12 protein-coding genes and 2 pseudogenes are annotated in these 12976 nt (G+C 54.8%); 9 read left to right on the forward strand and 5 right to left on the reverse strand.

All coding sequences use genetic code 11. The features are described from left to right. From RTK32_RS10935 to RTK32_RS10945, 3 genes and pseudogenes are all read left to right on the forward strand, one after another. Nucleotides 1-368: pseudogene (locus RTK32_RS10935) on the forward strand (amino acid permease); the annotation flags it as partial. Nucleotides 369-481: 113 nt separating this feature from the next. Next, entirely contained in the window at nt 482-1063 is a 582-nt protein-coding gene (gene nudK, locus RTK32_RS10940) for a GDP-mannose pyrophosphatase NudK (RefSeq protein WP_312043843.1), read from the forward strand. Between the two features lie 559 nt (nt 1064-1622). Then, nucleotides 1623-2720 carry a DUF1176 domain-containing protein gene (locus RTK32_RS10945; protein ID WP_312043845.1) on the forward strand — a complete coding sequence of 366 codons (1098 nt, stop codon included), beginning with the start codon at nt 1623-1625 and terminating at the stop codon, nt 2718-2720. A gap of 48 nt (nt 2721-2768) precedes the next feature. Here the strand turns inward: RTK32_RS10945 and hiuH are convergent, their stop codons facing one another. Continuing rightward, nucleotides 2769-3179 (reverse strand): hydroxyisourate hydrolase, encoded by a 411-nt coding sequence (gene hiuH, locus RTK32_RS10950; protein WP_312043865.1) that lies wholly within the window; start codon nt 3177-3179, stop codon nt 2769-2771. Nucleotides 3180-3313: 134 nt separating this feature from the next. Between hiuH and hprR the strand changes: the two genes are divergently transcribed. Next, complete coding sequence (hprR, locus tag RTK32_RS10955; RefSeq protein WP_312043847.1) at nt 3314-3994, forward strand: response regulator transcription factor HprR; 681 nt, start codon at nt 3314-3316, stop codon at nt 3992-3994. Continuing rightward, nucleotides 3987-5366, forward strand: a complete 1380-nt coding sequence (locus RTK32_RS10960; protein WP_312043849.1) for a heavy metal sensor histidine kinase — start codon at nt 3987-3989, stop codon at nt 5364-5366. The genes hprR and RTK32_RS10960 overlap by 8 nt, the downstream gene beginning before the upstream one ends. Here the strand turns inward: RTK32_RS10960 and tkt are convergent. The 4 genes from tkt to amiA all read right to left on the reverse strand — a co-directional run bounded on the left by tkt (nt 5363) and on the right by amiA (nt 10592). Next, the gene (tkt, locus tag RTK32_RS10965; RefSeq protein WP_312043851.1) at nt 5363-7363 is read right to left on the reverse strand and encodes a transketolase; all 2001 of its coding nucleotides are present in this window, start codon (nt 7361-7363) and stop codon (nt 5363-5365) included. The genes RTK32_RS10960 and tkt overlap by 4 nt on opposite strands. Before the next feature lie 98 nt (nt 7364-7461). Continuing rightward, complete coding sequence (gene tal, locus RTK32_RS10970) at nt 7462-8412, reverse strand: transaldolase (RefSeq protein ID WP_312043853.1); 951 nt, start codon at nt 8410-8412, stop codon at nt 7462-7464. A 362-nt stretch (nt 8413-8774) separates the two neighbouring features. Next, a complete protein-coding gene (gene hemF / locus RTK32_RS10975; protein WP_312043855.1) occupies nt 8775-9683 on the reverse strand; it encodes an oxygen-dependent coproporphyrinogen oxidase in 909 nt (302 codons plus the stop codon). Nucleotides 9684-9731: 48 nt separating this feature from the next. Further along, nucleotides 9732-10592, reverse strand: a complete 861-nt coding sequence (gene amiA / locus RTK32_RS10980; RefSeq protein ID WP_312043857.1) for an N-acetylmuramoyl-L-alanine amidase AmiA — start codon at nt 10590-10592, stop codon at nt 9732-9734. A 353-nt stretch (nt 10593-10945) separates the two neighbouring features. Between amiA and RTK32_RS10985 the strand changes: the two genes are divergently transcribed. The 4 genes and pseudogenes from RTK32_RS10985 to RTK32_RS11000 all read left to right on the forward strand — a co-directional run. Then, nucleotides 10946-11371: a GNAT family acetyltransferase gene (locus RTK32_RS10985; RefSeq protein ID WP_312043859.1), complete on the forward strand. Its 426-nt coding sequence runs from the start codon at nt 10946-10948 to the stop codon at nt 11369-11371. Nucleotides 11372-11380: 9 nt separating this feature from the next. Beyond that, entirely contained in the window at nt 11381-11833 is a 453-nt protein-coding gene (locus tag RTK32_RS10990) for a DUF2919 domain-containing protein (RefSeq protein WP_312043861.1), read from the forward strand. 92 nt (nt 11834-11925) lie between these two features. Beyond that, the gene (locus RTK32_RS10995) at nt 11926-12537 is read left to right on the forward strand and encodes an RpoE-regulated lipoprotein (protein WP_312043863.1); all 612 of its coding nucleotides are present in this window, start codon (nt 11926-11928) and stop codon (nt 12535-12537) included. A 287-nt stretch (nt 12538-12824) separates the two neighbouring features. After that, nucleotides 12825-12976 (forward strand): annotated as a pseudogene (locus RTK32_RS11000) (sulfate ABC transporter substrate-binding protein); the annotation flags it as partial.

A 12976-nucleotide genomic window follows, 5' to 3' on the forward strand; every position in this document is an offset into this window, starting at 1 on the left:
GGCTGAACTATATTGTGCCTTCTCGCGTGTTCGAAATTGTGTTGAATATCGCATCTTTAGGCATCATCTCTTCATGGGCCTTTATCGTGGTTTGCCAGATGCGTCTGCGTAAGGCCATTAAAGAAGGACGTGCGGAAGACGTTAGCTTTAAACTGCCGTGGGCGCCGTTTACTTCCTGGCTGACGCTGCTGTTTCTGGCCAGCGTGCTGGTGCTGATGGCGTTCGATTATCCGAACGGAACCTACACTATCGCTGCCGTGCCGCTGATTGCCCTGTTGCTGATTCTGGGCTGGTTTGGCGTGCGTAAACGCGTGGGTGAAATCGCCAAAACCGAGCACGAGCCTGCGCCGGAAAAGGCAAAACGCTGAGTCGGATGCAGTGATAAGAGGCGGCCCTGGTGGCCGCCTTTTTTATGGGGCGGATAGTTTTCCCCCGATACAGGCTTTATGATGGCTATCCCGCTACAGACAATGGAGCCTGTATGTCAGTCAAAGTTGACGTGATTAAAGACAAAATTTTGTCGGAAAATTGGTTTGTGCTGCGCAATTTTACCTATGACCTCACGACGAAAAAGGGAGAAACTCTCCGCCATAAGCGCGAAGTCTACGATCGCGGCGATGGTGCCACTCTTCTGCTGTACAACCGTGAAAAAAACAGTGTGGTATTGACCCGCCAGTTTCGTATCGCCACCTGGCTGAACGGTAACGACACCGGCCTGCTGATTGAAACCTGCGCCGGTCTGCTGGACAACGACTCGCCGGAAGTCTGCATACGTAAGGAAGCGGTGGAAGAAACCGGTTATGAGGTTGGGGAAGTGGTGAAGCTCTACGATCTCTACATGTCGCCAGGGGGCGTGACCGAGCGGCTGTATTTTTTCGCCGCAGAATACAACGATTCGCATCGGGCTACGGCAGGTGGCGGCGTGGACGATGAAGATATTGATGTGATGGAACTGAGCTTTCCGGATGCCTGGAACAGAGTGAAAACAGGACAAATCAAGGATGCAAAAACGGTGATGCTACTGCAGTATGCGCTGATTGAAGGCTGGTTAACGCTCAGTTAAAAAATTGAGCTAGCATTAACTGCTATTCTTAATAAGACAAGCATAGCTGGGTTAATTATTAAATTAACCTACAAAAAGTAACGTTAATTTTTTCGGGTAACAGAGAAGTATTATTTAATAGCTTTTCAGAAGATGGTGTAAATATAAGCTAAACAAAAAGGATAATAAACTTTATGTGAGCCTACGGGCTACGTTATTCAGGCTGCCCCCAGAACTATCTGCTTAGTAAGGGGGATTTCAGGGTTAATAATTTGCCTTGTGCGGCTTGGTGTAGCGGCATAGTCTTTCTGTTCGTGCTTAAAAAGGTGATTAAGCTCACATTATTGCGTGCGACTGACGCCTGTTATTACTCTGATACTTTATTTTTATCAGATAATAAGCGACTTTTTCTGCACCGTTTTTTCTTGTCCGATTTATCTGATTGAGCCGCCAGCAAGCAAAGGTCAATATAATTAAAAGCGAGTCTCTTTTTAATGGGCTGCGGCCGATTTAATCGTACCGGGCGGTAACCGCTACGCTATGCTTACTGCTTAACTGTCATTCGGGGATACAGGTATCGATGCATTATTGGATAAAGTTACCTTTGGCGCTGCTGTTTTTTGCCGCCGGACTGCATGCCGATCCCCTGCAAAAAACCTTTTCTGACTGGCAGATAACCTGTAATAACCAGAACTATTGCGTAACCCGGAGCGTGCCTGGGGTTAACGGTCTGGTGATGACCATCAGCCGTCATGCCGGCGTGAACGATCGGCCTTTTTTGCGCATTGATTATGGCAGCCGCTATACCGGCAAGCTGAACGGCGCGCCGTTGCAGGATAACCTTCTGCTGGACGGTCAGCGGCTGAAGCCCGATCTGAAACACTGGGAAGTTGACCCGCACCATCTCTCTACCGGCCATGCTATCTCCATTAACGAGTTTCTGTCGCTGGTTATGGATGCAGATAATTTACAGCTGCTTTACCGGCCGCGCGCCACTATCTCGCTTCATGGCCTGAAGGCGGCTTTGCTGCTGATGGACGATATTCAGGGCCGGGTCAACGGCATGAGCGCCTGGATTAAAAAGGGCCAGCGTTCAGCAATGGACGTGCCGCCACCGCCTGATATTCCCGAGCCTTCCGGCCCGCAGCCGGTTCCCCCCGCGCTGACGCGTGAGGAAACGACCGGCCTGCTGGATTATGGTACCTGGCGGGTGAATACCGATCGCTGTTCGCTGGATCCTCAGCGACGGCAGGTCAGCGTTGCGCCACTGGATGACAGAAAAGCGCTGCTGTTGGTCAGCTGTGAAATGGGCGCCTATAACGTTATCGATCTCGCTTTTGAGGTGACTCGCAGCCAGCCTTATATGGCCAGAGGATTGACCCTGACGCTGCCCTTTACGCCGCCGCATCATGGGGAAAAAAAGCTGGAGCTGATCAACGCCGAGTATGACGCCAGCCGTGGCGAACTGCTGACGTTTGCTAAAGGAAGAGGCGTAGGGGATTGCGGTACCGCCACACGCTGGCAGTATAACGGACGCGAATTCGTGCTGGCTGAATACGCAGAAGAGGGCACCTGCGACGCCTGGCACGGCAGCGATGACTGGCCGACGCTCTGGACCGGCAAAAAAGATACGTCCGCATCCGAGCAGGCTTCTACGGCTCGGACAGCGTTCCGGTAACGCTTATCCGGGCCGCCTTGACCCTCTACTGACGTTATAAGGCCAGGGTCAACTGCCGCGATAGGTTGAGTAGCCATATTGGCTAAGCAGCAGCGGCACGTGATAGTGCTCGTTCGTATTGCTGATATGAAACTCTACCGGGATCTCCGGGAAGAAACTCTCCTGCTTTTGTTCGCTAAAATAGCGCCCGGTTTTAAATACGACGCGATAATCGCCGCTGGCAGCCGGTTGGGCAGGCCAGAATTGCTTGATGCGTCCGTCCTTATCGGTACTGGCTTTGTTAAGGAATTTCCAGCCCGCGTCCTGCTTCTGCTCCAGCGTCACTTCAACATTCGGGGCCGGCTTGCCGGTTTGCTGGTTCAGTACGTGGACGCTTAAAAGATTTTGTTCAGCGGCCATCGTGGTTGCCGAAGCGGTAAGGGCGAGCGCCAGCGCCGCCGCGTTAAAATAGGCTTTCATCATTAATCCTCCTGTTTGAATGTGCCTTTTTATAACGTAGATCGGGGCTGAAATACCTGACGCCAGCATGACAAAAATGTCAGATTGGCTGAAGTTCGGGGACAAAGGTATCGGCTCGTGGCAGACTTGCGCTTATGAAACTATTGCTGATTGAAGATAACCAGAAAGCCAGCGACTGGCTTTGTCAGGGGCTGCGTGAAGCCGGATTTGTGGTGGATGCCGTCACCGACGGCCGGGATGGTTTACATCTCGCCCTGAGTCAACATTATGCGTTAATCGTGCTGGATATCATGCTGCCTGGCATGGACGGATGGCAGGTATTGCGCTCGTTGCGTACCGCTCGTGCCACCCCGGTTATCTGCCTGACGGCCAGAGATTCGGTCAACGATCGGGTGAAAGGGCTGGAGCTGGGCGCTAACGACTATCTGGTCAAGCCTTTCTCTTTTGCCGAGCTGTTGGCCCGTATCCGGGCGCAGCTGCGGCAAAACCATCCCACGCAAGCGGTATTGACGGTTGGCGATTTGGTGATGGATTCCGTGCGCCAGACCGCCAGTCGGCAGGGCGAAGCGGTCGCCCTGACCCGCAGAGAGTTCGCGCTGCTGTGGCTGCTTGCCAGTCGGCGCGGCGAGATAGTGCCGAGAACGCTAATCGCCAGTGAAGTCTGGGGCATTAATTTCGACAGCGAAACGAACACGGTTGACGTCGCTATCCGGCGTTTGCGCCGTAAAATAGACGACCCCTATGAGCCAAAACTGATCCACACCGTTCGCGGGATGGGATACCGACTGGCCGAACCGGGAGAGCCAAATGCGTAAGATCTCGCTGACGGCCCGGTTGACGATTATTTTTGTGCTGATCATGGCGGCGGCCTGCTCCGGTATTACCCTGACGCTTTACGGCGCGTTACGCCATGAGCTTATCTGGCGTGACGACCGCACGCTAATCAATCGGGCAGAGCAGCTGCGTCAGCTGTTGCAGGATGGTGCGAAGCCAGAAATGCTGCCGCTTTATTTCAGCCGGATGGTGGACACACAGCAGGATATCCTGTTGATTCGGCAGGCAGACGGGCCGGACGTGACGATTAATCAGACGGGCATCAGGCTGACGGAGCTGGCAGGCGAAAACCAGCCGGGCGTGCTTCATCGCCAGCGAACTCAGCAAGGTGAAGAGCTGACTCTCCTCAGCCTTCAGGGGACATCGAAAGGCGGCGCGGTGACGCTAACCGTCGCACGCCTGGCGCGGGAAAGAGCCAAAATGCTGGAACAGTATCGCCGGGAAAGCCTGCTGGTGTGTCTGGCCGCGCTGGTGCTCGGGGCCATCCTTAGCCCTTTGCTGATCCGTCGTGGGCTGAAAGCGATAGGGACGCTCAGCAAAATCACGGCGGCCACCCAGGCCGACAGGCTTTCCGATAGCGTACCGGTAAACAGCCTGCCTCGTGAGCTACTGCCGCTGGGGGAAGCGCTTAACGTAATGCGTAGCCGCCTGGCTCACGATTTTACCCGACTGACCCGATTTGCCGACGATCTGGCCCATGAACTCCGCACGCCGGTCAACGTGATGCTCAGTCAGAATCAGGTTGCGTTGGGGCAGGAACGTTCACCGGAAGCCTATCAGCAGCTGCTGGCAGGCAATATTGAAGAGCTGGAAAATCTCTCTCGGCTGACCGATAACATCCTGTTTCTGGCGAGGGCCGATCATCACAACGTGGCGCTCAGAAAAGAGCGTTTTTCTCTGGCCGACACGCTGGAAAATATCACTGACTTTCTGGAGCCGCTGGCAGAAGAAAAAGGGTTACGTTTCGTGATAGAGGTACAAGGCGACCTCTGTGCCGATAAAATGCTGTTCCAGCGAGCCATGGTCAATTTGATTACCAATGCCGTACGTCACGCGCCGGAAAACACGTTTATCAGAATAAAAGCCGAGGCGGCAGAAACGTTTATCGATATAGCAGTGGGTAATAAGGGCGAACCGCTGACAGAGACGGAAAAATTATACGAGCGTTTCTGGCGAGGCGATGAGGCGCGTAACGGCGAGGGATCGGGGCTGGGTCTTGCGCTGGTTAAAGCGATTGCAGAACTGCATGACGGCTATTGCTGGTATCAGCATCGACAGGGGGAAAACCTGTTTGGCATCCGGTTGAGCGGCAAAAATCCTGCCCGCCAGCAGCGGGCAGGAGAACAGGCTTAGTGAGGCTTCAGCAGTTTTTCCGCATGGCTGACGATGTTTTCCACCGTAAAACCAAACTCGTTAAACAGCTTCTCAGCCGGGGCCGATTCACCGAAGGTGGTCATGCCGACAATTGAGCCGTTCAGGCCGACATACTTGTACCAGTAATCCGCGATGCCCGCTTCCACCGCCACGCGAGCGGTCACGGTTGAAGGCAGTACGGATTCACGGTATGCCACATCCTGCCGGTCAAACAGATCGGTAGAAGGCATGGAAACGACACGGACTTTGTGACCGCTGGCGGTCAGCTTCGCTTCGGCATTCAGCGTGATCTCAACTTCAGATCCCGTTGCGATCAGAATGACTTCTGGCGTCCCTTCACAATCTTTCAGCACGTAAGCACCGCGAGAGATATTCGCCAGCTGCTCTTTGCTGCGCTCCGGCTGCGCCAGATTCTGACGAGAAAGGATCAGTGCGGTCGGGCCATGATGGCGCTCAATAGCGTGCTTCCAGGCCACGGCCGTTTCAACCTGGTCACATGGACGCCAGACGCTCATATTTGGCGTCACGCGCAGGCTGGCAATCTGTTCAACCGGCTGGTGCGTCGGACCATCTTCGCCCAGGCCAATAGAGTCATGGGTGTAAACCAGAATCTGACGTGCCTTCATCAGCGCCGCCATACGCACCGCATTACGCGCGTATTCCACAAACATCAGGAAGGTCGCGGTATAAGGCACGAAGCCGCCATGATGCGCAATACCGTTGGCGATAGCGGTCATACCGAATTCACGTACGCCGTAGTGAATATAATTACCGGCCAGATCGTCTTTGATTGACTTAGAACCTGACCAGATGGTGAGGTTACTTGGCGCCAGGTCAGCAGACCCGCCCAGGAATTCTGGCAGCAGTTTGCCATAAGCTTCCAGCGAGTTTTGAGACGCCTTACGGCTGGCAATTTTGGCCGGATTCGCCTGCAGTTCTTCGATAAACTTCTGCGTTTCCTGCTGCCAGTTTTCCGGCATGCCGCCATCCATACGGCGAGCGTATTCTTTCGCCAGTTCCGGGTAGGCCGCTTTGTAAGCCGCGAATTTCTCGTTCCACTCTTTTTCGTACTGCTGGCCCGCTTCTTTGGCATCCCACTGCGCATAAATATCCTGCGGGATTTCAAATGGCGGATAGTTCCAGCCCAGCTGCTTACGGGTCAGTGCGATCTCTTCATCGCCCAACGCTGCGCCGTGCGCCTCTTCTTTACCGGCTTTATTCGGCGAACCGTAACCGATAATGGTGCGGCAGATAATCAGAGAAGGTTTATCGGTAACGCTCTGTGCTTCTTTGATCGCCTGCGATACCGCCTCGGCATCGTGCCCGTCTACTTCGCTGATAACATGCCAGTTATAGGCTTCAAAGCGTTTCGCCGTATCGTCGCTGAACCAGCCTTCCACTTCACCATCGATTGAAATACCGTTGTGATCGTAGAAACCAATCAGCTTGCCAAGGCCCAGCGTACCGGCCAGTGAGCAGACTTCGTGCGAGATACCTTCCATCAAACAGCCGTCGCCCATAAAGACATAGGTATGGTGATCGACGATCTCATGATCGGGGCGGTTGAACTGCGCGCCCAGCGTGCGTTCAGCAATTGCCAGACCCACGGCGTTCGCCAGGCCCTGACCCAGCGGACCGGTGGTGGTTTCCACGCCCGGGGTGTAGCCGATTTCCGGGTGACCAGGCGTTTTGGAGTGCAGCTGACGGAAGTTTTTCAGTTCTTCAATCGGCAGGTCATAGCCGCTGAGGTGCAACAGGCTGTACAGCAGCATGGAGCCGTGACCGTTGGAAAGGATAAAACGGTCACGATCGGCCCAGGCTGGGTTAGTAGGGTTGTGATGCAGGAACTCACGCCACAACACTTCTGCGATATCTGCCATGCCCATTGGGGCGCCCGGGTGACCCGATTTGGCTTTCTGCACGGCATCCATACTCAGCGCACGGATTGCATTAGCCAACTCTCTACGTGAAGACATATTTTTCTCCCTGATTTTTTTTGGGGGGGACGAACTGGGCAAATCAACGTTGGGCAAGTCTCCCCCACGCGTACGTCGGGGGAGGCCCGTTAACGGAATTACAGCTTAGCGGCCAGCACGTCTTCCAGGTGCTGCTGGTCAACGGCGAACTGACGGATGCCATCGGCCAGTTTTTCTACCGCCATAGGATCCTGGTTGTGCTCCCAGCGGAACTCCGCTTCGGAAAGCGGGGTTGGCTGGTGGAACGCTTCGGTTGAAGGCGTCAGCTTGCGCTCAACAGGCGCATTGCTGGCCTGCAGCTCTTCCAGCAGGTTTGGCGAGATAGTCAGGCGATCGCAGCCCGCCAGCGCAATAATCTGTTCCGTTTTACGGAAGCTGGCACCCATGATGATGGTGTTATAGCGGTGCTGCTTGTAATACTCATAAATATTACGAACGGAAACCACGCCTGGATCTTCATCAACCACATACGGGTCAAGCGGCTTGCGGCTGTTGTACCAGTCATAGATACGGCCGACAAAAGGCGAGATCAGGAACACGCCCGCTTCCGCACAGGCACGAGCCTGGGCAAAGGAGAACAGCAGCGTCAGGTTACAGTTGATGCCGTTTTTCTCCAGCTCTTCTGCCGCGCGGATACCTTCCCACGTAGAGGCAAGCTTGATTAAGATACGCGAGCGATCGATGCCGTTGTCTTCATACATTCTCACCAGCTTCTCGGCTTTGGTCACGCACATGCCACGGTCAAACGACAGGCGAGCATCCACTTCGGTAGATACGCGGCCAGGCACGCTTTTCAGGATTTCCATGCCGAGGTTAATGTTAACCTTGTCACTGGCATTGATGATTTGCGTCTCTTTGCTGCCGCCCTGTTTTTTGGCGTAGTCAATAGCATCGGTAATCAGGTGTTTGTAAGAATCGAGGCTGGAGGCTTTCAGGATCAGAGATGGGTTGGTGGTGGCATCTTCAGGGTGATAATTGCGAATAGATTCAATATCGCCACTGTCCGCCACCACGGTGGTGTACTGTTTCAGTGCTTCTAGCTGGTTCATCTCATGGCTCCTTGATGTTCAATCTGCAAAACAAATGATGACCGTGCCGGCACATCGGCTGTCGCCGGGCTACAAAGCCCAATAGCGGTAAACCGGACCGCAATCTGCTGGATTGGTGCAGGGCCGGTTGCCGACACGGTAGATTATTCTCAGGCCAAACATTGCATCAGACGTCCTGTAATGGGAATGCGTTTTCTCTGATTGTTGCAATGGGTTAGCCCAATGGCTGGTAAAACGCGGCATCTGAAAGTGTAGCACTTCTGTAGGATTGCACCGGGGAACCGCACTGGCTGCTACATTTTTGACGGTATTTCTACCCGGGGAAAACAGCGAGTGGCAGCGGCCGACTCGCTGTGCAGACGTTAAATCCAGGCCCTGACCGGCAGGAAATCGGTGTAGAGCGCGGCTTCCGGCGTACCCGGCTGTGGCTGATAATCATATTCCCAACGCACCAGCGGCGGCATCGACATCAGGATGGATTCGGTGCGACCGCCAGTCTGCAGACCAAAAAGCGTCCCGCGATCCCAGACAAGATTAAATTCCACATAGCGGCCACGGCGATAAAGCTGGAACTGGCGCTCGCGCTCGCCCCACGGCAACGCCTTACGTCGTGCGACGATGGGCAGATAAGCTTTCAGGAAACCGGCGCCCACCGCCTGCATAAAGCGAAAACAGGTGTCAAAATCCGGCGTGTTCAAATCGTCGAAAAACAGGCCGCCGATGCCGCGCTGTTCGTTGCGGTGTTTAATAAAGAAGTAGTCATCGCACCACTTTTTGTAGCGTGGGTAAACCTCTTCACCAAAGGGCTGACAGATTTCGGCCGCGGTCTGATGCCAGTGCACCGCGTCTTCCGTAAAGCCGTAGTAGGGCGTCATATCGAAGCCGCCACCAAACCACCACACCGGATCGGCGCCTGGCTTTTCAGCGATAAAAAAGCGCACGTTGGCGTGGCTGGTAGGCACGTAAGGATTGGACGGATGGATCACCAGCGATACGCCCATCGCTTCAAAACTGCGTCCGGCCAGCTCCGGCCGGTGAGCGGTAGCGGAAGCGGGCATCTGGTCGCCGTGCACATGGGAGAAGTTGACGCCAGCCTGTTCAAACACCGCGCCGTCTCGCAGCACGCGGCTTCTGCCGCCACCGCCGCCTTCGCGCGTCCAGCTATCTTCTTCAAACGACGCCTGGCCGTCAGCCTGTGCCAGCTGCTGACAGAGGGTGTCCTGTAACGTAAGCAGAAACTGCTTTACCTGGGCAATATCGGGTGTATTCATGGTTTTGCCTGACTGTAAAATGACGCGCGAAGTATACGTCAAAATGCCTTAGCCGGGGCGGCGGTTGTTGGCATCGAACTCATTAAAATAGCTGATGACACCTTCCACTATCGCGCTGGCAATTTTACGACGGAACGCCGTGGTGCCCAGCAGTCGCTCTTCGGCGGGATTGGTGATAAAAGAGGTTTCTACCAGCACTGAAGGAATCGAAGGCGATTTCAGCACGGCAAAAGCAGCCTGCTCGGGATGCTGGCTGTGCAGATGATGGACAGGGCGGATCTGATTCAGGACGTGCTTGCCCAGCGTCAGGCTGTTTTTAATGGTGTCGGTCTGCACCAGGTCAAACAGCACCTGCTGCAAATAGTGATCTTTCTGCGCCACCTTAACGCCGCCCACCGCGTCAGCGGCGTTTTCGCGCTCGGACAGATAGCGAGCCATACGGCTGCTGGCGCCACGATTGGAAAGGGCGAAAACCGACGCACCGTTGGCATCAGGGCTGGTAAAACCGTCGGCGTGTATCGACATAAACAGATCGGCGCCATGCTGATGCGCGATCTCTACGCGCTGACCCAGTGGAATAAAATGATCGCTATCCCGCGTCAGCCTCGCCTCAATATGAGGGTGGTCGCTCAGCATCTGCCGGATATGTCCGGCAATCTCTAATACCACATGCTTTTCTTCCGATCCTTCTTCGCCTACCGCGCCTGAATCAATGCCACCGTGGCCGGGATCAATCATCACAATTCTTTTGCCCCGAGCCTGGGGCGATGTAGCCTTGTTCACGGATGTTGTTTTCAGCGGCGCTTCTTTCGCTCTGGCGGTGCGGCCAGCCAGCAGCGCCAGCGCCAGGCCGGAAAGCAACAGCTGTCGACGGGAAGTCAGCGGGGTCATCGGGCCAAACTTTTTCATTACAACATCCTCAGGGCGCAAAGTGCTTACCGTTATATCGTAACAATAAGGCGACAGCGAGGCGGGAACTATTTCAACATTTTACTTTTTATTGCAGCGCGCTAACGGGATGACAAGGCGCTACCGGGCCGGTACTTTATCCTGCTAACTGCTAACTGCTAACTGCTAACTGCTAACTGCTAACTGCTAACTGCTAACTGCTGACTGCTGACTGGCATAGATAAGAATCCGTGCCATCTGGGGATTATGTAGCCGCTTCCTCTTTCTTTCCGGTAATTATCTGTGCCGAGACTTGCACCTGCGAAAGAAACCGCGATAATCAGCGAATTATGGTTAACATCTGGGACAACGCTATGGAAATTCGCGTATTTAGCCAGGACGATTTTGAAGAAGTGATTACGCTGTGGGAACGCTGCGACCTGCTGCGCCCGTGGAACGATCCGGAAATGGACATTGAGCGCAAGCTTAATCACGATCCGGACCTGTTTCTGGTCGCGGTGGTCGGTGGTTCGGTAGTCGGCACGCTGATGGGCGGTTACGACGGGCATCGTGGTTCAGCTTATTATCTGGGCGTGCATCCTGATTACCAGGGGCGCGGCTTCGCCAATGCGCTGATCAACCGGCTCGAAAAAAAGCTGATTGCGCGCGGCTGCCCAAAAATTAACGTGATGGTGCGGGAAGAGAACGACGCAGTGCTGGGTTTCTATGAAAAGCTGGACTATGAAACGCAGGACAGCATGTTACTCGGCAAGCGCCTGATTGAAGATCGCGAATATTAAGATCCCGCTATGCGCCTTTATACGCCCGACGATTACGATGCTAAAGGTCAGCTGAAGCTACCGCTTGCCTTTTGGGGCGTACTGTTACTGCAGGCGCGCACCTGGCTGCTGTTTATCATGGCCGGCGCGTCTCGCGATCAGGGCACGGCGCTGCTGGCGTTATTCTACCCGGACACCCGGGCGTTCTGGACGGGCATCGCGCTGGGCGTGCCTGCGGCTACCGGACTGCTGCTGACCGGCTACCGTCAGCGCCTGCCGCGGCTCTGGCAGGCGTGGCGTTGGGTGCTCTGCCTGTCGCTAACCGCCATGCTCGGCGTGCAGTTCGCCAGTCTTTGGCTGGGTGAAGAAACGTTGTCGCCCTGGATGATCCTGTTTACCGGTTTCGATTTACTGGCGCTGAGCTGGTTCACCTTCAGTACGCGACTGCGTGACTGTTTTGCGCCAGAACAGCACGCCGAATAAACTTTTCGGCCGATCCGGACTCCAACCTCTCTTTGGAGCTGCCGTAAAAGGTGAAGTATTACGGCAGCCGCCTCTTTTTGTCAGGAGTTTTCATGAAAACCGTTCGTCCTTTAGCCCTGGCCGCGGCCGTTATGCTGGCGGGCTGCGCCAGTTCCGGTGGCCCGGCACCCGAAAATCACGGGGCAACCTGGTGGAATCCATTGACCTATTCCTGGTCCAGCCTTGCCCCCTGGCACTGGTTCGGCTCTGCCGTAGAGGTCAGCGAACAGGGCGTTGGCGGCCTGAATGGCACTACCGCAATGAACGAGCAGGCGGTTGGCGAGGCGTTGAACGGCGACTATCAGGTGCGTAAGGGGATGCGCGGCGAAAACGGTAAGGTCATCACCTTTTTCCAGGCACTCGATGGCAAAGAGGTAAAGCTTGAGGTGACGGGCGACACCAGCGTCAGCGAGGTGAGGGTGATGGATGATGAGATACAAACCCAGTCGGGAGTCAAAATTGGCACGCCTTTCAGCGATCTCTACAGCCGCGCCTTTGGTGCCTGTCAAAAGGCGTCGGGCAGCGAGGGCGTAGCGTGCCGCGCACCGGACAGTCAGCATATTAGCTACGTCTTTACTGGCGAATGGCACGGGCCGGAAGGGCTGTTGCCGTCTGACGATACGCTGAAAAAATGGAAGGTCAGCCAGATTGTCTGGCACCGCTAGCCAGCCAGCGGCTGTATAACGTAAGAGGAGCCGCCGCCATCCGGCGTTATCAGGTTGGTGATGACTATTTACCTTTGATGTTTCCCCTCGACACTCGGGCGTCGCGTTGCTGTAGCCCGAGTCTCACTTAAGCTTTTCTATTTCTGCCCGCTGCATAACCTGTCCCGCCCGCTTATAGCTTTTTAAACTTCTAAATCACCAAACGGTATATAAAACAGTTACTCCTTTTCGTGTGGTTATAAATAAACTGAACCCTCTCAGGCCGTGAGACGGGCCATCTTTCCGGGATGAACAGCATGACCACACTAAAAAAAATCTGTAGCGGCGCCGTTTTGCTGCTGCTGGCCGGGTCAGCCCAGGCGACAGAGCTGTTGAACAGCTCTTATGATGTCTCACGCGAACTGTTTGCGGCCCTGAACACGCCTTTTGAACAGGCCTG

The sequence above is a fragment of the Erwinia sp. genome, assembly GCF_031978025.1.
Lineage (GTDB): Bacteria > Pseudomonadota > Gammaproteobacteria > Enterobacterales > Enterobacteriaceae > Erwinia.

Excerpts from the sequence above, each read along its gene's own strand:
- nudK (WP_312043843.1), top strand. The coding sequence starts at position 482 with ATGTCAGTCAAAGTTGACGTGATTAAAGACAAAATTTTGTCGGAAAAT.
- RTK32_RS10945 (WP_312043845.1), top strand. The coding sequence starts at position 1,623 with ATGCATTATTGGATAAAGTTACCTTTGGCGCTGCTGTTTTTTGCCGCC.
- hiuH (WP_312043865.1), bottom strand. The coding sequence starts at position 3,179 with ATGAAAGCCTATTTTAACGCGGCGGCGCTGGCGCTCGCCCTTACCGCT.
- hprR (WP_312043847.1), top strand. The coding sequence starts at position 3,314 with ATGAAACTATTGCTGATTGAAGATAACCAGAAAGCCAGCGACTGGCTT.
- RTK32_RS10960 (WP_312043849.1), top strand. The coding sequence starts at position 3,987 with ATGCGTAAGATCTCGCTGACGGCCCGGTTGACGATTATTTTTGTGCTG.
- tkt (WP_312043851.1), bottom strand. The coding sequence starts at position 7,363 with ATGTCTTCACGTAGAGAGTTGGCTAATGCAATCCGTGCGCTGAGTATG.
- tal (WP_312043853.1), bottom strand. The coding sequence starts at position 8,412 with ATGAACCAGCTAGAAGCACTGAAACAGTACACCACCGTGGTGGCGGAC.
- hemF (WP_312043855.1), bottom strand. The coding sequence starts at position 9,683 with ATGAATACACCCGATATTGCCCAGGTAAAGCAGTTTCTGCTTACGTTA.
- amiA (WP_312043857.1), bottom strand. The coding sequence starts at position 10,592 with ATGAAAAAGTTTGGCCCGATGACCCCGCTGACTTCCCGTCGACAGCTG.
- RTK32_RS10985 (WP_312043859.1), top strand. The coding sequence starts at position 10,946 with ATGGAAATTCGCGTATTTAGCCAGGACGATTTTGAAGAAGTGATTACG.
- RTK32_RS10990 (WP_312043861.1), top strand. The coding sequence starts at position 11,381 with ATGCGCCTTTATACGCCCGACGATTACGATGCTAAAGGTCAGCTGAAG.
- RTK32_RS10995 (WP_312043863.1), top strand. The coding sequence starts at position 11,926 with ATGAAAACCGTTCGTCCTTTAGCCCTGGCCGCGGCCGTTATGCTGGCG.